At 65.9% G+C, this 22545-nt stretch carries 23 protein-coding genes; 11 read left to right on the top strand and 12 right to left on the bottom strand.

Annotated elements, in window-relative coordinates; translation table 11 throughout:
• Positions 1 to 3: 3 nt before the first annotated feature.
• Positions 4 to 1539 (bottom strand): alkaline phosphatase D family protein, encoded by a 1536-nt coding sequence (locus tag AC1DMA_RS16265; protein WP_478144842.1) that lies wholly within the window; start codon positions 1537 to 1539, stop codon positions 4 to 6.
• Positions 1540 to 1594: 55 nt separating this feature from the next.
• Here AC1DMA_RS16265 and AC1DMA_RS16260 point away from each other — a divergent pair, with 55 nt between their 5' ends.
• From AC1DMA_RS16260 to AC1DMA_RS16240, 5 genes are all read left to right on the top strand, one after another.
• Positions 1595 to 2824, top strand: a complete 1230-nt coding sequence (locus tag AC1DMA_RS16260; protein ID WP_478144939.1) for a nucleoside recognition domain-containing protein — start codon at positions 1595 to 1597, stop codon at positions 2822 to 2824.
• A gap of 231 nt (positions 2825 to 3055) precedes the next feature.
• Positions 3056 to 3499 carry a flavin reductase family protein gene (locus AC1DMA_RS16255; protein ID WP_478144938.1) on the top strand — a complete coding sequence of 148 codons (444 nt, stop codon included), beginning with the start codon at positions 3056 to 3058 and terminating at the stop codon, positions 3497 to 3499.
• Entirely contained in the window at positions 3496 to 4014 is a 519-nt protein-coding gene (locus tag AC1DMA_RS16250; protein ID WP_478128458.1) for a BON domain-containing protein, read from the top strand. Before AC1DMA_RS16255 ends, AC1DMA_RS16250 begins: the two co-directional genes overlap by 4 nt.
• Entirely contained in the window at positions 4011 to 4910 is a 900-nt protein-coding gene (locus AC1DMA_RS16245; RefSeq protein WP_478144841.1) for a DMT family transporter, read from the top strand. Before AC1DMA_RS16250 ends, AC1DMA_RS16245 begins: the two co-directional genes overlap by 4 nt.
• Positions 4911 to 4958: 48 nt before the next feature.
• A complete protein-coding gene (locus AC1DMA_RS16240; protein ID WP_478128460.1) occupies positions 4959 to 5423 on the top strand; it encodes a CopD family protein in 465 nt (154 codons plus the stop codon).
• Positions 5424 to 5432: 9 nt separating this feature from the next.
• Here the strand turns inward: AC1DMA_RS16240 and AC1DMA_RS16235 are convergent, their stop codons facing one another.
• Positions 5433 to 6323 (bottom strand): LysR family transcriptional regulator, encoded by an 891-nt coding sequence (locus AC1DMA_RS16235; protein WP_478144840.1) that lies wholly within the window; start codon positions 6321 to 6323, stop codon positions 5433 to 5435.
• Positions 6324 to 6385: 62 nt separating this feature from the next.
• On the opposite strand from AC1DMA_RS16235, the gene AC1DMA_RS16230 reads away from it, so the two are divergent.
• Complete coding sequence (locus AC1DMA_RS16230; RefSeq protein ID WP_478144839.1) at positions 6386 to 6664, top strand: DUF1127 domain-containing protein; 279 nt, start codon at positions 6386 to 6388, stop codon at positions 6662 to 6664.
• On the opposite strand, the gene treF is transcribed toward AC1DMA_RS16230, so the two are convergent.
• From treF to AC1DMA_RS16215, 3 genes are read right to left on the bottom strand one after another with little or no spacing between them, the layout of a single operon-like run.
• Positions 6582 to 8264, bottom strand: coding sequence for an alpha,alpha-trehalase TreF (gene treF / locus AC1DMA_RS16225; RefSeq protein WP_478144838.1), 1683 nt, complete (start codon positions 8262 to 8264; stop codon positions 6582 to 6584). The two genes, AC1DMA_RS16230 and treF, sit on opposite strands and share 83 nt — an antisense overlap.
• Positions 8261 to 9508: a CaiB/BaiF CoA transferase family protein gene (locus AC1DMA_RS16220; protein ID WP_478144837.1), complete on the bottom strand. Its 1248-nt coding sequence runs from the start codon at positions 9506 to 9508 to the stop codon at positions 8261 to 8263. The genes treF and AC1DMA_RS16220 overlap by 4 nt, the downstream gene beginning before the upstream one ends.
• On the bottom strand, positions 9508 to 10707 hold the full coding sequence (locus AC1DMA_RS16215) for an acyl-CoA dehydrogenase (protein WP_478128465.1): 1200 nt from the start codon (positions 10705 to 10707) through the stop codon (positions 9508 to 9510). The genes AC1DMA_RS16220 and AC1DMA_RS16215 overlap by 1 nt, the downstream gene beginning before the upstream one ends.
• 181 nt (positions 10708 to 10888) lie before the next feature.
• Here AC1DMA_RS16215 and AC1DMA_RS16210 point away from each other — a divergent pair, with 181 nt between their 5' ends.
• Entirely contained in the window at positions 10889 to 11818 is a 930-nt protein-coding gene (locus AC1DMA_RS16210) for a LysR substrate-binding domain-containing protein (protein ID WP_478128466.1), read from the top strand.
• Between the two features lie 89 nt (positions 11819 to 11907).
• On the top strand, positions 11908 to 12300 hold the full coding sequence (locus AC1DMA_RS16205; RefSeq protein WP_478128467.1) for a hypothetical protein: 393 nt from the start codon (positions 11908 to 11910) through the stop codon (positions 12298 to 12300).
• Between the two features lie 4 nt (positions 12301 to 12304).
• Here the strand turns inward: AC1DMA_RS16205 and AC1DMA_RS16200 are convergent, their stop codons facing one another.
• Positions 12305 to 14068: a tannase/feruloyl esterase family alpha/beta hydrolase gene (locus AC1DMA_RS16200; protein WP_478144836.1), complete on the bottom strand. Its 1764-nt coding sequence runs from the start codon at positions 14066 to 14068 to the stop codon at positions 12305 to 12307.
• A 180-nt stretch (positions 14069 to 14248) separates the two neighbouring features.
• Here AC1DMA_RS16200 and AC1DMA_RS16195 point away from each other — a divergent pair, with 180 nt between their 5' ends.
• Together AC1DMA_RS16195 and AC1DMA_RS16190 are read left to right on the top strand one after the other, a co-directional pair.
• On the top strand, positions 14249 to 14872 hold the full coding sequence (locus AC1DMA_RS16195) for a murein L,D-transpeptidase catalytic domain-containing protein (protein WP_478144835.1): 624 nt from the start codon (positions 14249 to 14251) through the stop codon (positions 14870 to 14872).
• 40 nt (positions 14873 to 14912) lie between these two features.
• Positions 14913 to 15281, top strand: coding sequence for a hypothetical protein (locus tag AC1DMA_RS16190; protein WP_478144834.1), 369 nt, complete (start codon positions 14913 to 14915; stop codon positions 15279 to 15281).
• Here AC1DMA_RS16190 and AC1DMA_RS16185 read toward each other — a convergent pair whose 3' ends face one another.
• From AC1DMA_RS16185 to AC1DMA_RS16170, 4 genes are all read right to left on the bottom strand, one after another.
• Positions 15282 to 16568 (bottom strand): CynX/NimT family MFS transporter, encoded by a 1287-nt coding sequence (locus AC1DMA_RS16185; RefSeq protein ID WP_478144833.1) that lies wholly within the window; start codon positions 16566 to 16568, stop codon positions 15282 to 15284.
• A 125-nt stretch (positions 16569 to 16693) separates the two neighbouring features.
• Positions 16694 to 17332: a hypothetical protein gene (locus tag AC1DMA_RS16180; RefSeq protein ID WP_478128472.1), complete on the bottom strand. Its 639-nt coding sequence runs from the start codon at positions 17330 to 17332 to the stop codon at positions 16694 to 16696.
• A gap of 71 nt (positions 17333 to 17403) precedes the next feature.
• Positions 17404 to 18942 carry an MFS transporter gene (locus AC1DMA_RS16175; RefSeq protein ID WP_478144832.1) on the bottom strand — a complete coding sequence of 513 codons (1539 nt, stop codon included), beginning with the start codon at positions 18940 to 18942 and terminating at the stop codon, positions 17404 to 17406.
• Between the two features lie 8 nt (positions 18943 to 18950).
• Entirely contained in the window at positions 18951 to 19457 is a 507-nt protein-coding gene (locus AC1DMA_RS16170) for a MerR family transcriptional regulator (protein WP_478144831.1), read from the bottom strand.
• Positions 19458 to 19580: 123 nt separating this feature from the next.
• Between AC1DMA_RS16170 and AC1DMA_RS16165 the strand changes: the two genes are divergently transcribed.
• Positions 19581 to 19982: a phage holin family protein gene (locus tag AC1DMA_RS16165; RefSeq protein ID WP_478128475.1), complete on the top strand. Its 402-nt coding sequence runs from the start codon at positions 19581 to 19583 to the stop codon at positions 19980 to 19982.
• A gap of 25 nt (positions 19983 to 20007) precedes the next feature.
• Here the strand turns inward: AC1DMA_RS16165 and AC1DMA_RS16160 are convergent, their stop codons facing one another.
• Together AC1DMA_RS16160 and AC1DMA_RS16155 are read right to left on the bottom strand one after the other, a co-directional pair.
• Entirely contained in the window at positions 20008 to 20442 is a 435-nt protein-coding gene (locus AC1DMA_RS16160) for a YbaY family lipoprotein (RefSeq protein ID WP_478128476.1), read from the bottom strand.
• Positions 20443 to 20450: 8 nt separating this feature from the next.
• Positions 20451 to 22472 carry an acetoacetate--CoA ligase gene (locus AC1DMA_RS16155; protein WP_478144830.1) on the bottom strand — a complete coding sequence of 674 codons (2022 nt, stop codon included), beginning with the start codon at positions 22470 to 22472 and terminating at the stop codon, positions 20451 to 20453.
• Positions 22473 to 22545 lie beyond the last annotated feature (73 nt).

The raw sequence follows: 22545 nt of genomic DNA, 5'->3' as shown, positions 1-22545 counted from the left end.
TCTTCAAGACGGCTGAACGCCCGCAGCACCGGCTTCCACCTCGAAGCGGGCCGCTGTCTCGAAAACCGAATCGGCCCGCACGGGATGCGGCGTCGCTCGAAACTCGCATTGCATGCGATCGGGCGTAACGTCGAACAGCGCGTGGCCGCGTTGATCGCCTCGCGCGTACGCGACGTCGGGATTGTCGCGGCGCATGCGCGCCATGGCGGCGACGCTGGCGCCCCGGGACGTTACCGAACCGCCGACGAATTCGCTGGCAACGACCGGCGACGCCCGGTCGTTGGAACGGAGCCGGAGGTCCGCGGCCGCATGCCGATGCACGTCGCCGCCCATCACGACCAAGTTGCGCACGCCCGCGTCGCTCGCGCCTTGAAGAAGACGGCGGCGCGCTTCGGGGTAGCCGTCCCAGCCATCCGTCCAGACCTTGCGGCCTTCGGCTGTATTGATGCCGGTGGCGCTCATCTGGGTCGACTGACCGAGCAGATTCCACTTGCGCGTCGAAGACGCCAAACCTTCGCTCAACCAACGCTCCTGCTTGGAGCCCAGCACGGTGCGCGCCGGATCGCCCAGTTCGGCGCATTCGATCAACGTGCGACCCACATCACGCTTCGGATCGGGACACGCGTGGTGGCTGCGGAACTGGCGGCAGTCCAGTGTCCATAGGCCCGCCAAGCGACCCCACGCATAGTGGTCATGAATGCGGACCGCGGCGCCCTGGGGCGGCAGCTCAAGCGGCATGTGTTCGAAATAGGCCTGGTAGGCAGCCGCGCGACGCCGCAGGAAGCGCGCTGGGGTGCTGTAGGCCGGATCGCGATCGTCTGCATAGTCGTTGACCACCTCGTGATCATCCCAAGTCACGATCCACGGATGCGCCGCATGCGCGGCTTGCAGATCGGCATCGCCCTTGTAGAGCGCATGGCGGTCGCGGTATTCGTCCAGCGAGTGCGGCGTGCGCGTACCGTGCTTGCGGATGTCGTAGCTGGCGCCGCTGCCTTCGTAGATGTAGTCGCCCACGAACAACACGAAGTCCAGCTCGCGTCCGGCGATCTCACGGTGCGCAATGAAGCGCCCCTGCTCGTAGTGCTGGCACGAAGCGAGCGCAAAGCGCATTCGGCGGACATCGGCATCTGCGGCAGGCGCCGTGCGCGTGTGGCCGATCGGGCTCACCGCGTTGCCGCAAGTGAACCGATACCAATAGTCGCGCTGCGGCTGCAAGCCCGGAACGACCGCATGAACACTCAGCGCGCGCGACAAGCCCGTTGTCACTTCACCGCGCGTCACCGGCCGCCGCAAGCTCTCGTCGGCAAAGATTTCGTACTGCACTGTGTGCGTGCGGACGGCGCCTGCATCTTCCGGCGCTGGCACGAGACGCGTCCAGATCACCACGCTGTGCGGCCGCGGCTGTCCGCTGGCGACACCGAGCGTGAATGGATTCGATGTCCAACGCGGCGTCTTCGGCCCCGCGCGCACTGGTGTGGCCCACTTCCCCAACGCGAGCCAGAGCGCGGCGCGGTTGAGGTCCCTCCGAGTGATGTTCATCGCCGCAATTGTCGCGGCCCCTATGATCGGCCCGCATCGGCAGCAAGGGGTACGCGTGCTCAACGGCTTGTGGCTTGGATTCTTCTTGACGGCAGCAGTGGCTGCGCTAGGTCGCTGGCTGATCGGCGGCGACGCCGGCGTGTTCGCAGCAATCGTCGAGAGCCTGTTCGCGATGGCGCGGCTGTCCGTCGAGGTGATGGTGCTTCTCTTCGGCACACTGACCTTGTGGCTCGGTTTCGTGCGCATTGCTGAAGCGGCCGGCATCGTGAATTTGCTCGCGCGGATGCTCGGGCCGCTCTTCCGGAGGCTGATGCCCGAAGTGCCGGCGGGGCATCCTGCGCTCGGCCTCATCACGCTCAACTTTGCCGCCAACGCGCTCGGCCTCGATAACGCGGCCACGCCGATCGGGTTGAAGGCGATGCGCGAATTGCAGGCGCTCAATCCCAGCACGACCACGGCGAGCAATGCGCAGATCCTGTTCCTCGTCCTCAACGCTTCATCGCTGACGCTGTTGCCGGTCACCATCTTCATGTACCGGGCCCAACAGGGGTCGGCCGATCCGACGCTGGTCTTTCTGCCGATCCTCCTCGCCACCAGCGCATCGACGCTGGTAGGACTGCTGTCGGTCGCGTTCATGCAGCGGCTGAAGCTATGGGATCCCGTGGTGCTCGCGTACCTGCTTCCTGGCGCATTGCTGCTCGGGGGGTTCATGGCGCTGCTTTCGACCTTGTCCTCGGCAGCGCTGGCTTCGCTCTCTTCGCTGCTCGGCAACCTCACGTTGTTCGGGCTGATCGTCGCCTTCCTGCTGGCGGGTGCGTTGCGACGCGTGAAGGTCTATGAATGCTTCGTCGAAGGCGCAAAGGAGGGCTTCGACGTCGCGAAGAATCTGCTTCCCTACCTGGTTGCCATGCTCTGCGCCATCGGCGCGCTGCGTGCCTCGGGCGCACTCGACCTCGCGCTGGAGAGCATCCGCTGGCTCGTGGCGCGAGCGGGTTGGGACACGCGCTTCGTCGATGCATTGCCGACCGCGCTCGTGAAGCCTTTCTCGGGCAGCGCGGCGCGCGCGATGCTGATCGAGACAATGAAGAGCCAGGGAGTAGACAGCTTCGCAGCGCGGGTTGCCGCCGTGATCCAGGGCAGCACGGAGACGACGTTCTACGTGCTCGCGGTGTACTTCGGCGCGGTCGGCATCCAGCGCGCGCGCCATGCGGTGGGCTGCGCGCTGCTGGCCGAACTGGCGGGAGTCATCGCTGCGATCGGCGTCGGCTACTGGTTCTTCGGCTGATCAACCTCCCCCGATGCTCGCGCCGGTTTTTTCGTGGGCTGCCGTGGAACCGGCTTCGCCGGGCCACCGGCAGCGCCCCCGGTAGGGGGTGGGCGGCTACACGAAGTGAGCCAACCTGGGGGCGAGTCAAGATGCCAGAATAGCCTTCCACTTTGCCGCTTCTTCGTGACTGCTCCCGCCCAGGCACAACCGCCTTCTTTCTCGACCGACGAATTTCGCGCCGCGCTCGGCATGTTCGCCACCGGTGTCACGATCGTCACCGCGCGCTCTGCCGAAGGAGCGCTGGTCGGGCTCACCGCCAACTCGTTCAACTCGGTGTCGCTCGATCCGCCGCTGGTGCTGTGGAGCCTCGCGCGCAGCGCCGCTTCGATGGCGGCGCTCAGCACCGGATCGCACTATGCGATCAACATCCTCTCGTCGAGCCAGAAGCTGCTGGCGGAGCGCTTCGCGACGAAGGATGTCGACCGTTGGGCAGACGTTGCCTTCATCGAAGGCGTGGGCGGCGCGCCGGTGCTGGTCGGCGCGGCAGCCAGTTTCGAGTGCTTCAATCGCAGCCGCTATGACGAAGGCGACCATGTGATCTTCGTCGGCGAGGTCGAGCGCTGCGCGCACAGCCCGGGCGCATCTCCATTGCTGTTCCATGGTGGGCGCTTCTACACCGAGCATCCGCTTTGAATCCGGGCCGCCGCTCACGTTGGCTGACAGCGGCCGTCGTACTCGCGAGTGCGGCGGCGCAGGCGGCGCACGGTGCAGATGGCGGGGAGCGCAGCAATTTCTTCGACGACCCTTTTTTCCAGGTGTCATCAGGCCTCGCGGACTGCCCGGCGCCGCTCGGGCCGCTCTATTCCGCAGCTGAAGCACGAGAACAGATGCACAGCCGGCTCGAGCGAGGCACAAGCTGCTGGCTCGCGGGCCGCTGCAAGGACAGCAATGCCTACCTCTACGACAAGGCCATCGCGCCTGAAGTGCGCAAGGCCTTGACCGCAGTGCCCGGCCTGCGCCGCAGCAGCGTGTGGGTCACAGTTCAGCGCCGATGGGTCTATCTGCAGGGCTGTGTCCCGACGCGCGAAATGGCGCAACGCCTGGAAAGCGCAGCACGCAAGGTCAATGAGGTGGAAACCGTGGTGCCGGACCTCATGGTCGGCACCCGCGGCAAGCCACCTTACCCACCAAGAAAAACGAATCCATGATCGAACGCAAGGACCATCTCGACACTCGCGCCACCGCGCTCCTGCTTGCCTGCTGCGCATTCTGGGGACTGCAGCAGATCCTCATCAAGACGACCGTGACCGAAGTGCCGCCGCTGTGGCAGGCATCGATCCGCATGACCGGCGCAGTCGTGCTGCTGTGGCTCTGGTGCCAATGGCGTGGCGTTTCGCTGTTCGAGCGCGACGGAACGTTGCCGGGCGGCCTGCTCGCCGGCGCGCTGTTCGCAGGCGAATTCACCTGCATCTACCTCGGCCTGCAACTCACCAGCGCATCGAGGCTCACGGTGTTCCTGTACACCGCGCCATTTGTCGTCGCGGTGTTGCTTCCGCGCTTCGTGCCCGCCGAGCGGCTGCGCGGCGCGCAGTGGACCGGACTCGCCATTGCGTTCGCCGGCGTGGTGTTCGCGTTCAGCGAGAGCTTCGGCCATAGCACCTCGAGCCAGTTGCGAGGTGACGCGCTGGCCCTCCTGGCGGGCGTGCTGTGGGGTCTCACGACGCTGGCGATCCGGACAACCCGCCTGTCGACGGCCAGCGCGGAAAAGACGCTCTTCTATCAAATCGCCGTCACCGCGGCGCTCTCTCCGGTGCTGTCTCTGCTGCTGGGCGAGCATTGGGGGTTCGCGTATTCGAACTACGCATGGCTTTCGATCGGTCTGCAGACTGTGATCGGCGCATTCGCCAGCTATCTCGCATGGATGTGGATGTTGCGGCACTACCCTGCGACGCGGGTTTCGTCCTTCACCTTCCTCACGCCGCTGCTTGCGCTGGTCTTCGGCGTGGCGATTCTTTCGGAGCCGCTCACGTTGCAACTGGTGCTCGCACTCACCGGCGTGGCGCTGGGGATCGTGCTCGTGAACAGACGCGGCGTGAAGGCTTGAGTATTCAACACGGGCGATCTCGTCTACGCTTGGCGCATGCTCACGTCCATGCCGCTTCTCGCCCCGCTCCTCCTGTTCATCCACATTCTTGCCGTGGCCTTCTGGGTGGGCGGCATGGCGCTCATGCACTTCGCAGTGCGGCCAGCGGCTGTTGCAAAGCTCGATCCGCCGCTGCGCCTGCCCTTCATGACGGACGTGCTCGCTCGCTTCTTCGCGGGCGTCTGGGCGGCCATCATCGTGTTGCTCGCGTCCGGCCTCGGGCTCATCTGGCGGGCCGGCGGCTTCGCGAACGTCCGCTGGAACGTGCATCTCATGTTCGGCCTGGGGCTTTTCATGATGGCGATCTACCTGCACATCCGCTTCGCCCCCTATCCTCGACTGAAGCGCGCGGTCGCGGGGCGCGAATGGCCCGTGGCAGCGGCTTCGCTCGACCTCATCCGCAAGCTGGTGCGCATCAACCTGCTGCTCGGCGTGGTCGTGATCGCGCTGGCGGTGGTGGGCCGGGCGGTCTGACGCTTCGAGCTAGCGCTGGGCGAACTGCATGAGGATTTTCAGCACTGTGGCCGTTGCACCATCGAGCGCCGGCCGCTGCCGGTGCGCGATGCCCAGGTGGCGCGTGAGCTTCGGGCTTAGTGCAAGCGCCTGCACGCGCGGATCGGCATTCCCCTCGGCGCTCGGATTGGCCGGCAGCACCGCAGCGCCGTAGCCAGCCGCGACGAGGCTGTGCATGGCCGCGTCGTAGTTCAGTTCGATGCGCGGGCGCGGCGATTCACCCGCCGCGGCAAACCACTGCATCGTCAGGTGGTACATGTGCGTGGAGGCGTCGTTGAAGATCAATGGCCGCTGTGCAAGCCATTGCGGCGTTGCGCGTTTCGGCGGACCCCACTTTCGCGGCACGAAGGCCATCATCGGCTGACTGCGCCAGCGCGTGACCACGAGTTCGCGCACCGGCGGCTGCGGCACCGCCACCAGGCCGATGTCGAGCGTGCCCATGGCAAGGCGCGCCATCGCGTCGTTCGAACCGAGGATGACGACCTCGACATCGATGCCGGCATTGCTCGCCTCCAGCGCCTCCAGTACCTGCGGGAGCAGATCGACCACGACACCGGTCGACGTGCCCAGTCTCACGCGCCCCGTTCGCCCTTCGGCCTGGCGCCGCACCACATCGACGGCATCGTCTGCGTCGCGCAGCAAACGTCGCGCGCGCTCGACCAGGGCCGCGCCGGCCGGCGTGGGCGTCACGCGACGATTGCCCCGCACCACCAGGCGTGCGCCAAGTCGTGCTTCGAGTTCGCTGATATGAAGGCTTACCGTCGGCTGCGCCAGATGCAGCGCCTTTGCGGCGGCGGAAAAGGTGCCCAGATCGGTGATCGACACCAGCGTGCGGAGTTGGTCGAGGTTGAGTTGTCTCATCAGGAAAGCTGATCATAGGCCTTGGAATTCTCAACTTCCACAATTCTGCATGGACTCGCAAGATGGCATTTCCATCCAAGGAGCCACTCATGCCGCAGTCAAAGCCCGCCCTCTTCACCGCCTTCATCGACCTGCTCCGCAACGCACGGCGGAAGAGGCAAGATCGAGGTTTGTTGCGCTCGATGTCGGAGCGCGAGTTGCATGACCTGGGCGTCGGCCGCAGCGAGATTCCGGCGCTGCTTCAGGAGCACTCGCCGCTCAGCGATGCATCGGCGCCGTGGAGCAGGACACGCAGGCATGTGCCGTGTGCTGCGGATGCGCGGCAAGCAATGCTGCGGTAACCCCATTGGTCCAGCCGAAGCCGTCTTGCAGCGGATATTCGCCGCCGTGCCCGCCCTTGGTGTCTTCATGCTCGACGCGGCGCAGCGCGTATTTCTCGACCAGCTTGCCCTCGCGCTCGTAGAGCGCCGCGACCGTCGCAAGCCAGCGCTTGGCAATGCTGCGCGAAAGATCCTCATGGCCGTACGCGGCCAGGCCCTGCACCGCGATCCATTGCAGCCCGGCCCAGCCATTGGGCTGGTCCCATTGCTGGTCGCTGGCGCATTCAGTCGTTGAAAAGCCTCCGCGCGCCAGCAGCCGGCGCGAGACGGTGTCGCCCATCGCCTGCCCTTGTGCAGGCTCTGCGGCGCCGACGAACAACGGGGTGACGCAAGCTGCGGTCAGACAGGAGCGCCGTTCGTCCTGGCGCCAGTCATAGTCGAAATAAGCCTTTTGAGCCGGGTCCCAGAAATAGTGGTTGATCGCCGCCTTGCGCGCTTCGGCAAGCTCGGCGAATGACTGCTGCGCCGCGGCGTCGCCCGCCTCGCCTGACAACGCGGCAATCATCGATTCGAGCTTGTAGAGAAAGGCGTTCAGGTCCACTGGCAGGATCTCGGTCGTGCAGATGGTCGCAAGCGTTGCGGACGTGCCCGCACGCACGTTCAAGCGGCCCTGCGGGTTCGCGTGCGCTGGCGGCGGTGAACGCAGCCAGCGCGTGCTGAAGTCCCAACCCGACTCGCAGGCGGCGCGAATGTCGCGAAAGAGCTCGGCCGGGTTGCGCTTGCACGACTGCGCGGTCGTCATGTCTTCGAGCCACGACTCCTCGCGCGGCGTATCGCGTTCGTCCCAGTAGCGGTTGAGCATCGCGCCGTCCGCCATGCGCACGACGCGGCGCGCGACCTGCCCTCCCGCCAGGCCATCGCTCCCATTCATCCAAAACGCATGTTCCTGGCGAAGCTGCGGCAGGAAGTCGACTGCGCTCGCTGCGCCCCGTTGCTGCGCCAGTTCGACCATGAGTGCGAACACGGGCGGCTGCGAGCGGCTCAGGTAGTAGATGCGGTTGCCGTTCGGCACATGGCCATAGGTATCGATCAGATAGGCGAAGTTCTCCAGCATGTCGCGCATGAGCCGCGCGTGGCCCTCGTCGCCTTCGCAGTTCAGCCCGAGCAGCGTGAAATACGAATCCCAGTAGTAGAGCTCCCGAAAGCGCCCGCCCGGAACGATGTAGGAATGCGGAAGCTGCAAGAGCGAAGACCGCGGTGGATGCGACTTCGGGTGCCGCGTCAGGACGGGCCAGAGATCTGCGATGTGCGCGCCGATGGGCTGCCCCGGCACGGAGGTGTAGTTGGACGGCGCCTGCTCGATGACGTCGAAATGCGCATGCACGAAGGCCACCAGGTCGAAGCCCGCCTTTGGGGACTGCGCCCGGTATGCGGCAAGGATGTCCGCCGGCTCCATGCGTGGCGCACAGTCGACGAAGGTCTTGCTGTCGGCGAAGACATGGCCCTTCTGCACCGCCACGAAGAGCTCCTGATAGCGGTCCGCCGGCGTCAGCGTGTCCGGTGCGGGCGCGGCAGCCGCGCGCGTCGCGCGCTGAGTTCCGGCCGTGCCCGCCTGGATCACACCACGCCTGCCCCGCGCAGCGCGGCGCGGCGTGCTTCGTCGATGCCCATTTCGGCCAACACCTCATCCGTGTGCTGCCCCAATGCGGGCGGCGCATTGCGCAGCACCGGCGGCGTGCCCTGCAGACGCAGCGGGCTCGCGACGCCGACGATGCGGTCGATGCCATCGCCCGCGTCGCGCGGCAGGCTCACGGCAAGCCCGCGCGCCTTGACTTGATCGTCTTCGAAAGCCTGTGCGATGTCGTTGATCGGCCCGCAGGGCACGGCCTTGTCTTCGAGCAGCGATATCCATTCGGCCGTGGTGCGCGTGCGCGTGACGGCTTCCATCTGGGGGATCAGCACTTCGCGATGCTTGACGCGCAGCGTGTTGGTGGCAAAGCGCGGATCGCTGGCCCAATCGGCGTGCCCGGCGGCCTCGCAGAAGCGGGAGAACTGGCCGTTGTTGCCGATCGCCAGCAGCATCGAGCCGTCTTTGGTGCGGAAGTCCTGGTAGGGCGCCAGGCTCGGATGGCTGTTGCCCTGGCGCTGCGGCGCCACGCCGGTGTTGAGGAAGGCGCTCGCCTGGTTGGCGAGGATCGCCATGCCCACATCCAGCAGTGCCATGTCGATGTGCTGGCCCTCGCCGGTGCGATGCCGCACTTCCAGCGCGGCCAGGATCGCCGTGCTCGCATAGACGCCCGTGAAGAGATCGGTGAGCGCCACACCCACGCGCAAAGGGCCACCGCCGGGCACATCGTCGGGACGCCCGGTGATGCTCATCATGCCGCTGGTCGCCTGGATCATCAGGTCGTAGCCCGCGCGCGAGGCGTGCGGACCGTCGTGGCCGAACCCCGTCACGCTGCAATAGATGAGCCTCGGATTGGCCGCGCGCAGGCTTTCATGGTCGAGCCCGTATTGCTTGAGCCCGCCGGTCTTGAAGTTCTCGACCACGATGTCGCTCTGAGCCGCCATCTGCCTGAGCAGCGCCTGGCCTTCGGGCGTCGCCATGTCGATGGTGACGGAGCGCTTGTTGCGGTTGCAGGCGGTGAAGTAGGTCGCCTGGTTGGTGTCCCTGCCTTCAGCGTCCTTCAGGAACGGCGGCCCCCAGGTGCGCGTGTCGTCGCCGACACCGGGGCGTTCGATCTTGATGACGTCCGCACCCAGGTCCGCGAGGATCTGCGTGCACCACGGACCCGCGAGCACGCGAGAGAGGTCCAGGACCTTGAGCCCCGCGAGGGCGCCTTGCGCAGCAGTGGGGGCCGACATCAGTTCGCGAATGCTGCGATGCCGGTCTGGGCGCGACCGAGGATCAGCGCGTGGATGTCGTGCGTGCCTTCGTAGGTGTTCACCACTTCGAGGTTCACCAGATGCCGCGCCACCCCGAACTCATCGCTGATGCCGTTGCCGCCCATCATGTCGCGCGCCAGACGGGCGATGTCGAGCGCCTTGCCGCACGAATTGCGCTTGAGGAGCGAGGTGACCTCGACCGATGCGGTGCCCTCGTCCTTCATGCGGCCGAGGCGCAGGCAGCCTTGCAGGCCCAGCGTGATCTCGGTCTGCATGTCAGCCAGCTTCTTCTGGATGAGCTGGTTGGCGGCGAGCGGACGGCCGAACTGCTTGCGTTCGAGCGTGTAGGTGCGCGCGCGGTGCCAGCAGTCCTCGGCGGCGCCCAGGGCGCCCCAGGAGATGCCGTAGCGGGCGCTGTTGAGGCAGGTGAAAGGACCCTTCAGGCCCTGCACTTCGGGGAAGGCGTTTTCTTCGGGGCAGAACACGTTGTCCATCACGATCTCGCCGGTGATGGAGGCGCGCAGGCCGACCTTGCCGTGGATGGCCGGGGCGCTGAGGCCCTTGGCGCCCTTCTCGAGCACGAAGCCGCGGATCGGACCGACGGCGCCACTTTCGCTGACTTCCTTGGCCCACACCACGAAGACATCGGCGATCGGGCTGTTGCTGATCCACATCTTGGCGCCGCTGAGCGAATAGCCGCCCGGCACCTTCTTGGCGCGCGTGACCATGCTGCCGGGATCGGAGCCATGGTCGGGCTCGGTGAGACCGAAGCAGCCAATCCACTCGCCGGTCGCGAGCTTGGGCAGGTATTTCTGCTTTTGCGCTTCGGTGCCGAATTCGTTGATGGGCACCATCACGAGCGAGCTCTGCACGCTCGCCATCGAGCGGAAGCCAGAGTCGACGCGCTCGACTTCGCGGGCAATCAGGCCATAGCAGACGTAGTTGAGGCCGGGGCCGCCGTACTGCTCGGGAATGGTCGGGCCCAGCAGCCCGAGCGCACCCATCTCGCGGAAGATCGCCGGATCGGTTTCCCCGTTGCGGAAGCCTTCGAGCACGCGCGGTGCGAGGCGCTCCTGGCAGTAAGCATTGGCGGCATCGCGCACCATGCGCTCTTCGTCCGTGAGCTGTTGATCGAGCAGGAGCGGATCGTCCCAGTGAAATGCGGCGTGCTTGGCCATGTGTGTCTCCGAAGATGAAGTGCTGAAGTTGGGTGCCATCGTAAGCGCGGGGCAACGCGAGCGCAAACGACGTTTTGACACCGAGTTATGCGCTTTGCGCACTTCAAAGCACAATACATCGCCGCCGATTCATTGACCGCGCGACGGCGGCGCCTCTCGAACTATGTAGCCTTCGCATACCATGCGCCGCAAGATCCCCTCGACCCAAGCCTTGATCTGCTTCGAGGCCGCCGCCCGCCACGAAAGCTATACGCGCGCCGCGCAGGAGTTGGCGCTGACGCAGAGCGCCGTGTCTCGCCAGATCACCGCACTGGAAGAGTTCCTCGGGATGGCGCTGTTCCGCCGCACGCGCCATGGCGTCGCGCTCACCCCGGCGGGTGCCGACTATGCGCGCCAGATCGCCCGCCAGCTCGACACCATGGAGCGCGACACGCTCGATGCCATGGCGCGGCAGGGGCAAGGCGGCTCGCTTCAGCTCGCAGCCGTGCCGACCTTCGCGACACGGTGGTTGATCCCGCGGCTGCCAGACTTTGCGGCGAAGCATCCCGACATCACCGTGCATATCGAAACGCGCACGCGGCCTTTTCTGTTCAACGACACGCCCTTCGATGCGGCGATCTATGCGGGCACCGCTTCGCAGACAGCCAACTGGGCCGGTACGCAATCGACCGTGCTGCTCAACGAGGACGTGGTTCCCGTGTGCAGCCCCGCATTGCTCACCGGGCGCAAGCCGCTGTCGCCGCTCGCGGTGGCGCGCATGCCCTTGCTTCAGCAGAGCACGCGTCCTGAGGGCTGGCGCCAATGGTTCGATGCGCAGAACGTCGACGCGCCGCGTGCCCACAGCGGCCCGCGCTATGAACTGTTCTCGATGCTGGCGATCGCCGCGGCGCATGGCTTGGGCGTGGCCCTGATCCCGAGCATGCTGATCGAAGCCGAACTGGCGCGGGGCGAGCTCGTCGTCGCGTGCGACCGGCCGCTGCGTGGCGAGCGCAGCTATTTCCTGGTGATGCCCGCGACGCAGGACGAGCGGCCCGCACTGAGGCTTTTTCGCGCCTGGCTGCTCGAAGAGGCGGGTGCCGTGGCGTCGAACCGACTCGCCGGCGCACCGTAGGAGCGTCCCCACAGCACGACGCGTTCGACGATGGCATTGCCGCTTGCCCCTGCACGGCGTATCGTGTGGGCATCATGAAGGAGCACCCCATGCCTTCACGAAGAGGTCTTGGACGCGCAGAGACAGCCGGTATCCAGCAGATGCCGATGAGCGCGCTGGGCTTTCCAGAAGCGGAAGCTCCGCTGTCGGACGGCGAGATGTGCGAGCGCGCAGTGCGCGCCATCTGGCACCGGCTGGATGAGCATGAGCTCGTGGACGAGCATGTTCGGGCCGATCTGGCGGCAATCCTCGAGCCGCTGACCTCTCTCGGATTCGGGGATCGCCCGCAGCGGCTGATCAACACGCTGAGGCTGCCGGACCCCATCGATGCGGCGCAGCTCTATTGGCTCACTCGCCGGCTGCTGACGCTCGTGCCCGAACTGCAAGCCGCAGCCGCAGCGTTTTCCAAGTCACACAGCGAACCGCCGTCGCGTCTCACCTGACCCTTCAGCGGTGGTCGTGATCGCCGTTGCCGTCGCGGTCGCCATTGCGCCGGCCGCCGTGGTCCCTGTCATCCTCACGCACTGCGACACACGCGAAGTTGGCGGCATCCTCGATGCTCCCGTGTCCCACATAGCGCGCTTGCGCAGGGTATGCGCAGATCGGCCGCGTGCGTCCCGGCCACGGCGTGTCCGCGGGCGCGGTGCCCACAAGAGAAGCCGGCCCGCTTCCGTGCTCGACCCAGTTGACCAAGGCACTGAACGCGTCGAACTGCGACGTGGCATAGCCGCCGCCGCAATGATTCATTCCCGGCACGACGAACAGACGCGCAAATTGCTGTGTCGCGCGCACACCGCCAACGCGCTCCATCAAGTCCTGGTACCAACCGATGTGGTACTTCGACGAGAAGACGGGGTCCGCCTGGCCGCTGTAGACGATGAGCTTGCTGCCGCCCGAGCGGAAGCGGCGATAGTCGGTCGAGCTGGTGCCCATGAAGTCCATGGCCGACTGCGAGAAGATGCCGCTGCGAGCGTAGATCTTCGGAGCGTCGACATCCATGCTGTAGCTGAGCAGCCAAGGCATGAAAGCGTCATTGAGTCCCGGCAGGCCGGGCGCTGGACCCGCCGTCGTGACGACCGTGCCCGGATGACCGGGCGTCCCCGCCGTCTGGGAATTGGGCGGCGTGGTGAAAACGAAGGGCAGTGCCGAGCCGCCCAAGGTGGTGTTGAGCGACGTATTGCCCGGGCCAGGAAAGAGCGGCCCGATCTTCCAGATGCGCCAGCCGGCCGCAGCAATGCCCGGATCCCAGAACCAGCCAGCGTAGAGCGCTCGGCCTTTCGAGTTCCTGGCACCGCCGAAGACGTCTTTCAAGGCCGCGACCTGATTGGCCGACAACATGCCCGAGCCCTGGGGCCCCAGCGTCTGCGGGTCGAAGCGGCAGGCTTGGGGGTTCGTCACCATGCCGTCGACGAGACCGTCCTTCCCGTCGCATTCCTTCAGGATCGCGTCGCCGATCGCGCTCAACTCCGCAGGCGTGAACGAAGTGGCGAGGTCGGGATTGCCGAATGGCGTCAACGCACGCGCGGCCTTGGCGAAAGCTTGCGTGTCCCAAGCCTCCGCGACCGCGGCCTTGGGCAGATCGATGCCGGGATTGCCGGCGATGATGCCGTCGAAGATGTCGGGATAGCGCTGCGAGAACATCAAGCCCTCGCGGCCGCCTTCGGAGCAACCTTCGAAGTACGAATACCTGATCCTCTGCCGGTAGTAGGCGCGGGTGATGGCCTTGGCCGCCTGCGCCACCCGGCCAGGTCCCTCGTAGCCATAGTCGAGGCGCGCCTGCGGGTCGAATCCGAATTCGGCGTTGCCGGCGATTGCCGAGATGTTCAGCGCGGCGTCGTGCCCACTGTCGGTGGACACCACGGCATACCCTTGCGCGAGTTGCGGAGAATCGGCCCCACCGACGCTGCCGTCGAGCCCGCCGCCGCCCGAGTAGTAGAAGCGCTCGCTCCAGGCGGTCGGCATGCGCAGATGGAACTTGACCGCGTAGGCCTGGCCGTCGGCGCCTGTGTGCTGGCCGATGGTGCCGAGGATCTCGCAGTGCTCGGGCAAGGTCGACGTCGGCGGGTTGAGCACGGCGCTGGTGATGGTCGCGCCCTCGATGGACTGGTTGAGCAAGGCATTGCACGCGATGGGCGTTGCCGCATGAACGGATGCCGCCGCTCCCAGCAGGAGCAAGGCAAAGGGCGCCGGGAGTCGATCGTTGAGCTTCATCCACGTCTCCTGTTGTTGTACTGGAGCAAAGCGCGCGCGGTTGTTTTTTATAACTACTTCGCTCGCTCCGCAAGCGGGCGTTGCGCATTTCCGCCGAGCGGTCGCTGGCGCACTTGGGTGCGTCGTGCAATCATTGCCCTCCCCCGGCGGGCGGCGGGCGATCTGCAAGTGAGGTCTCGTATGAAAAGACGATGGCTGCTTCGGATGATGATTGCACTTCAACTCGGTCTCGGCACTGCGGCCGCCCCGAGGCTCGCGTATGCGCAGACCGGGCGCTCCGCGCTGGTCGAGTCCGCCATTGGCTACGTGCTGGCGCAGAGTTCCGAGCACCCGTATGCGGCCGTGCTGGACTACTCGACGCGCTCCAACCAACCGCGGTTTCACGTGATCGATCGAACGAGCGGCACCGTCATTCACAGCTTCATCGTGGCGCACGGTATCGGCTCGGAGCCCGACGACATGGATGGGGTGCCCAACGTCTTCCTGGACGAGGTCGACAGCAACGCGAGCAGCCTGGGCCTTTTCAAGACGGACGAGGTGTACATGAGCCCCACGGAAGGCAACGGCCTCTCCATGCGCTTGCGCGGCCTGTCACCAACGAACAGGAACGCATACAAGCGATTGATCGTGATCCATGCGCAGTCGTACGTGGAGCCGGAAATGATCGCCGCGCTTGGCGTTGCCGGCAGGAGCGACGGATGCATGGTCTTCTCATCCGCCGATCGCGACACGGTCATCGAACTACTGCGCGGTGGTGCGCTCATTTATGCGGTGGCTGCGATTCCGGGCAGTTCGGCGGACTAGCGTGCGTCCGGGCTGCCGCAGTTGATGTAGCGTCGCGCGCATGACTCTCGACTATCTTGACTTCGACTACAGCGAAGACACCGAAGGCATCGGCGTGTTCGATGCCATGGCCACCGTGGGCCCACGGCATATCGCAGCGGTTCGCGCCGAAATCGAGCAGGTGCTCGCCTGGGCGCACGACACTTTTCGCGGCAGCCGCGGCGCAGTCGGCGAAGGCGGGGAGTGGGACTACGACCTGCAAGGCATGCAGGAAACGAGCGTTCCGGAGTCGCTCGAATTCAACGAAGACATGCGCGAGCTGCGTGTGCGCGCAGGCCCGCCGAGCGAGCCCCGTCACACAATCACGATCGCGATCAGCGGCACGCCGGACTTCTGCGCGATGTTCCGCGAGCAGTTCGAACTGGCCTGATCAGCCGCGGTTTTCGCGCAGGACGTGCAGCCGTCGTCCCGCGCCCCAGCCGCTCCAGGCCATGCCCGCGGCCACGATCACCATCAGGATCGCGGACGACTGGAAGCCGCCTGTCCAGCCGCGCAGCAGCCCCGCGATGAGCGGCCCGGTGCTGGCGAGCACATAGCCCCAACCCTGTGCCATCGCCGACAGCCGCGCCGTCACCGCCGCATCGGGCGAGCGCATCACGATGAGGCTGAGTGCCAGTGCGAAAGCGCCGCCCTGTCCGCAGCCGAGCAGCACGGCCCAGAACCACACACCGTTGAGCGGCGCGAAGAGAAAAGCGAGCATCGCCATCAGGATGACGACCGTGATGCCGAGCGTCAGCCCGCGCTGATCGCGGCAGCGCGCCGCGATCGAAGGCGTCACGAGGCAGGTCGCCAGTTGAACGAGGATGGAAACGCCCAGCACGTAGCCGGCAGTGGCGCTGTCGAGTCCGCGCTCGCGCAGCATGGGCGCGAGCCATCCCATCACGATGTAAGCCAGTGACGACTGCAGCCCCATGAAGCAGGTGACCTGCCAAGCGAGCCGGTCGCGCCGCAAGCTGCCGACGTGCGCGCTGGCTTGGATCTGACGCGAAGGCGATGCCAGCGCCTGCGGAGCCCAGAGCAGCACCACGAGCCCGGCCGGCAGGGCCCAGAACGCCAGCGCAGCCGTCCAGGCACCGCCGAACAGAAGTTCCAGCGGCACCGTGAACGCGGCGGCACTCGACGCGCCGGCGCATACCGCCAGCGTGTAGAAGCCGGTCATCATCGCGGCATGGCTGCTGAAGTCGCGCTTCACAAGGCCGGGCAACAGCACATTGCCTACAGCGATGCCCGCACCGCCCAGGGCCGACGCGAAGAACAGCATAGGCAGGCTGCCAGTGCCGCGCAGCAGCGAACCGATGCAGATGAGCAGCAGTGCGCCCAGCAGAGTGCGTTCGGGGCCGAAGCGTCGCGCCAGCGCCGGCGTCGGTGCCGCGAAAACGCCCAGGCAAAGAAGCGGCAGGGTCGTGAGCATGCTGGCACCGGTGGGTGTCAGGCCCGTGTCCTTCATGACTTCCGGCAGCAACACCGAGAGGCTGCCGAACAGCGGCCGCAAATTGAAAGCAATCAGGATCACGCTCAAGCCGAGCAGCACCTGCCGCGCGCGCGTCTGCGCCTGGGACGGAGCGCCGAAAGACGGGGGCTTGGCAACGTGAGGAGGAGCGTCGACACCGAGAAGGTCGTCCGCGCGGGAGCCGGACGCTCGGGCTGGTTGAGGCATTTGTTTGATTGGGTTTGAGACTGCGAGGCGAAAAGGACTGTAGCCGGATCATCCGAACGGCACGGCGCGCCAGGAAGTTGTCCGCGTCCGCAGACGGGGGAAGGCTGCAGCAAGCGCCCGTCGACTCACGCCATTTCGAGTTCGCGAAAGCAAGCCAGCATCGCAGTGAGCACTGGCGCCTTGACGGGGCCCCGCCGCCAGTCGGGCGCTTCATGGTCCATGTGCATGCAAAGGTCGTCCCACGCTTCGGCGAGCGCGGCCCATTCGGCAACGCCGCGTTCGCCCACGCGGCGCGCCAATATCGGCAACGCCTGCCGCAGTGCCGGCACTTGTTCGATCAAGAGACGGCAACGCCGAAAGGCGTTCGCGTCTCGGGGAAGATCACGCTGGGTGCCCCGGTAGTGGCGCGGACGCACTCCCGTCAGAAGCATGAAGAGCGCCAGGCTTGCGGGCCCGTGTTCGCCAGCGGCCAGCCAACGGATCGAATGGAAGTCGAGACGCAGCGCGTCCCGCCCGAGCCGCGCGCGCATGCGTTCGATGGCGGCGGGGGTTTCTTGCCGGCGCAGGCGTTCGAGCGCGTCGGGAGACCCGATGACGGCGGTCGCATCCAGCATGCGCGCGACCCCGGCGTGCAACACCTCGCTGTCGTTGGCCTGCTTCAGCAACCGAAGAAACTCCACCAGCGGCATTTGGCCGTAGACGATCCTGCACCCTTCGCGCATCAGGATTCGATAGCTTGCTTGCTGACTGGCCGAGATGGTCACTCCGCTCTATCGGCAGGAAGCGGGCCGGAGAACAGGGGCGACGACGAATTTTTTTGACGCGGGCGAGCGCCTCAGTCGATCTCGCGCTGCCAGGCCGCGTACACGCCGGCAACCAGCGCAACGACCGCGATCACATGAAAACCGTCGAGCGAAGCCATGAAGGTGGCCTGCTGCTCGAGCATGCGCGAAAGCGTCGCGACCGCCATGCCGTGGGCGTCGCCCAAGGCATGCCCGCCGGCCTGGAAGCCGCGCGTCAGCATGTCGAGCGACTGCATGAAGGCAGGGTTCGATTCGCTCGACGATTCGGCCAGCCGCGTGCCGTGCAGCGCCACCCGATGCTGCTGAAGCGCGATGACGCTGGCCGTCGCAAACGAGATCGCCAATTGGCGCACCAGGTTCTTCAGCCGATAGCTGTGCGCGAAGTCATCGGCTTCGAAAGATCGAAACGTGATGCCCGCCACCGGCAGCACCACGAACAGCATCATGAGTCCGCGCAGCAGCAACGGCGCCGCCAGCTGAAGGCGGCCCACCTGGGGCGACATTTGCGCGAACCAGAGGGCCGCGGTCGCCGCGATGCCGAAGCCCGGCACGATGAGCCACTTCTTGCGCGTCACGCGCGCCGAGTACTTGAGGTAGACGAACACCAGCATGCCGCTCACCAGCGACATCGCGCCCGTGAAGTAGCCGGTGTCGCCGACGGTGAAACCGAGTCCGCCCTCCATCAGCCGTGGCAGCAGATAGCTGAAGCCGGTCGACATGTAGTAGTAGACGACGTAGAGCGCGAGCCCCACCTGGAAAGTCCGTAGCCGAAGAGCTTGCAGGCGCACGAGCGGCGCCGGATGCTGCCACTGCTGGTAGGCGAACCAGCCGAGGCCCGCCACTCCTGCAATGGCCAGCCCGATCAGCGTGGGCGATCCGGAAAAGAGCTCGTAGTGAGTGCGCGTGAGCACGACCTGCAAGGCCGCCTGCGCCAGCGCGAAGACGACGTAAGCCACGTGATGCGGCTCGGTGCGCTCGTGCGGTGCGACGTCGCCCACGTCAGGCACCGTCCAGAGCGCGAGAACGCCGGCAAGCACGGCGGCCGGTGCTGTGCAGAAGAAAAGCGAACGCCATTCGAAATGCGTGACGAGGAAGGCGCCGATGACCGGAGCCAGAGCGCCGCTGAACACGATGAGCACCATGAAGGCTCGAAGCGACTTGGCACGGCGCTGCAAAGGAATGCCGATCTGGATCAGGATGCGGCAAGCTCCCAACATGGGGCCGACGAAATAGCCCTGGAAGCCGCGCGCCAGCATCAGCTGGACGGAGTTTTCGCTGAGCGCCGCACCGATGCCGCCGGCTGCGAAGGCGAACATGGCGACGGCCAGGTAGCGGCGATAGCCCACGCGCTCGACCCAGCTGTGTTGCTGAAGGATGCCGAGCACCGCGCCCAGGGCGTAGGCACTCGATGCCCATACCAGTTCGTCGGCCGACGCACTGACACCCCCCGCGATGTAGCTCGCGAAAAAGGCAAACAGCGCGTTGTCGAAATAGTCGATCCCCGTCACGAGCCCGATGACCCAGGGCGCGAGCGCAGCGACGTCCAACTCGCGGCGGGGCAATGCGACCATGGACGTGCTCAGCCGCCCGGTTTTCGCCGGGTATTGGATGCCGGTGCGTACTGCCCGCGCTTGAGCTCCTGCAGCGCCGCCTCGACCGGCTCGCCGGCGAGCCTGCGTTCCACGTAATCGATGTCGCGGCGCAATTGCGCGCGCAGCATGGCAGCCTCCTTGAGCTCGCGCCGAACCTGGGCGATGCGCGTGTCGAGCGCTTCGAGCTGCGTGGACAGCGTCGCCTTCAGCGTCTTGAGGGAAGCATTGGAAAGCCTCGGCCGCCCGCCCTCGGCCGGGGCGTCGAAAGGCTGCTGGACCATGGCCGTGATCGCCGTGAGCGAGAAACCAAGGGACCGCAGCCGCAGCACGCGCGCGAGCTTGTCGAGGTCGGCTGACTGATAGAGCCGATAGCGGCTTTCGCTGCGCACCGGGACCACGATGCCCAGCTCTTCGTAGTACTTGAGCGTGCGAGGCGTCACGCCCAGGCGGGCTGCGGCGTCGCGGACAGTGATGGTGCCTTCTGAATCGGCCATGCTCGCGATTCTACCCAAACGTGTACGTTCACGTATAGCTTTGGGATTTTGGCGGCGCCCACCGATGGACACGCATCCCGGCCGATATGATGAGCCGGATCAACGACAAGAGGGCTTTTCGACATGCTGAATTCCTTGACCCCTTTCCTGATCACCTGGGCGATCACCGCACTTTCGCTGTGGGTGGCCAGTCACATCTTCAAAGGGATCCAATTCGAAAGCGCCTCGTCGCTCGTGATCTCGGCGCTGCTGCTCGGCTTCGCCAACGCCATCGTCCGGCCCCTGCTCATCATCCTCACCCTGCCGCTGACGCTGGTGACCTTCGGCCTCTTCATCCTCGTGATCAACGCACTGATGATCCTGCTGGTGTCGGCGCTGGTGCGCGGTTTCAAGGTGTCGGGCTTTTGGACGGCCCTTTTCGCGAGCATCTTCATCTCGCTCTTGAGCATCTGCATCGGCGCGCTGATCAGCGGCGGCACGCCCGAGACAACCATCCAGATGCCGTCCGACGGCAAGTGGCTCTGAGCCTCAGCCAGGATCAGGCCAAGAACTAAGGCGCCGGCTTCACCAGCATCAGGCTCGCGGTGTTGCCGTGCCGCAGGGTCAGCACCGGATAGGCGGTGTCCGTGACGAAGAGCAGCTGGTCGCCCTGCAGCATGCGCGCCGACACCGTATAGCGCATGCGTGGGTCGATGCGGGTGGGGTCCACGCTCAGCTCGAACGGAAACGGCACCTGCTTGCCATTGGCCCGGAATCGCTGCTCCGCAAGCACGACCGCAGGTGCATCCATGCGGGAGACGTCGAGCAACTGGACCACGATTTCCACCGAAGGGTCGAGCGCCATCCGTTCGCGATAGGCGACGGTGCCTGTCACGCGCAGCGGTTCCGTCCTGGCCGCGGGCGATTCATTCCCCCTGTTCATCGCGCTGCCGCAAGCCACCAGCAGCGCAAGCCCGGCGGCAGCACCGGCGAGACGAAGAGCCAAGCGTCTTTTCATGCCGAAGCACTCTGCGCCTGGGCGTGCCTCGCGGCGAACGCCACATACCAGTCGAGGCTCCCCGGATTGGCCATCGCCTCCCGGTTCACGACCCGTTCGAGGGGTTGGCCCAAGAGCAGCTTCTTGATCGGCAGTTCCTGCTTCTTGCCCGAAAGCGTGCGCGGAATCTCCGCGACCTGATAGATGCCGTTGGGCACGAAGCGCGGCGACAGCGAAGTCTTGATGGCGTTGTTGATCTTCGCGCGCATCGCATCGTCCAGCGCTATGCCCTCACGCAGCACCACGAACAGCGGCATGTAGCTTTCGCGGCCAAGGTATTCGAGGTCGACCACCATCGAGTCGAGCACCTCCGCAAGGCCTTCGACCGCGGTGTAGATCTCGCTGGTGCCCATGCGCAGTCCCTGGCGATTGATGGTGGCGTCGCTTCGGCCGTAGATGATGCAGCCGCCGTCTTCGCCGATCTTGATCCAGTCGCCGTGGCGCCAGACGCCGGGGTAGGTGTCGAAATAGCTCGACAGATAGCGCGCGTTGCCTTCGTCGCCCCAGAAGTAGAGCGGCATGGACGGGATGGGCTGGATGCACACCAGTTCGCCGACTTCGCCGATGACGGGCTGGCCGGATTCATTCCATGCCTCGACCGCCGCGCCGAGGAAGCGGCATTGCATCTGGCCCGGCACTTCGGGCAATTCGCGGTTGCCGCCGACGAACGCCCCGCAAAAATCGGTGCCGCCTGAAATGTTGTACCACCACACGGCCGGCGAACCTGCCGCGAGCACTTGCGCGGTGCCCCAGCGCTGCACGTCCTCAGCCAGCGGCGATCCCGTGCTGCCGAGCGCGCGCACCCGCGAGAGATCGCCGCAATCCTTTGCGACCAGGCCACCTTTCATGCAGTTGGCGAAGTACGCCGCGCCCGCGCCGAAGAAGGTCACCTTGTGCCTCGCAACGAAGCGCCACAGCACGCCCCAGTCGATCTTTTCCCGGCTGCCCGCCGGATTGCCGTCGTAGATGCAGATGGTCGCGCCGAAGGCGAGCCCCGAGAGTTGCGAGTTCCACATGACCCAGCCCGTCGAGCTGTACCAGTGGTAGCGCTCGCCGAAGTTGTTGGCGCTGTAGCTCGGGCCCAAGTCGTGGTGCAGACCGCACGCGTACATGTTGACGATGATCCCGCCCTGGCCATGCACGATCGGTTTGGGCAATCCGGTGGTGCCGCTCGAATACACGATCCAGATCGGATGGTCGAAAGGCAGCCATTCGGGCTCGAAGGCGGCGGTCGCGGCATCGTCGCGCGACGTCGCGCTTGTCCACTCGGCTTCGGCCTGCATCGGAGCCGCCGCGAAAGGCGTGCGCACCAGCACCAGCTTGCGCACGCTGGGCAATGCCTCGCGCAGTTCGCGCACCACGGCACTGCGGTCCAGCGGCTTGCCGCCATAGTGGATGCCGTCGACGGCGATCAACACCTTCGGCTCGATCTGCCTGAAGCGGTCGACCACGGCGACCGTGCCCATGTCGGGCGCGCACACGCTCCACACCGCGCCGATGCTCGAACACGCCAGAAACGCGACGAGCGTCTCCGGCACGTTGGGCATGTACGCGGCAACCCGGTCACCGCGTTCGACGCCGAGCTCGCGCAGCGTCAACGCGAAAGCGGCGACTTGCCGCCGCAGTTCGGGCCACGACATCTCGCGCACTTCGCCGAGTTCGTTCTCGCTGACGATCGCCGGCATGCCCGCAGCGTGTGCTGCATCGACGTGGCGGAACACTTCGCGCGTGTAGTTCACCTGCGCGCCGGAGAACCAGCGTGTGCCGGGCATGTGCCTGTCGGCGATGACGCTGGACGCCGCCGTCGGGGAGTGCATGCCGAAGAAATCCCAGATGCTCTGCCAGAACGCCGCAAGATCGGTGACCGACCAGCGCCAGAGGGCATCGTAGGAATCGAAAGAAAGGCCGCGCTCGTCGCGTAGCCAGTTCTGATATAGGCGAATCTGGGGAACGAAGGGTGGAGGTGTTGTCGGGTTCACCCAGCGAGCCTATCGCGCGCCGGCCCGGTCCTTCAATGCGGGTAAGCACAGAGGCGCTTCGCCGAGAGCAGGG

The organism is Variovorax sp. 05N34 (assembly GCF_056397405.1).
This window is presented reverse-complemented; position numbering and strand designations above follow the sequence as displayed.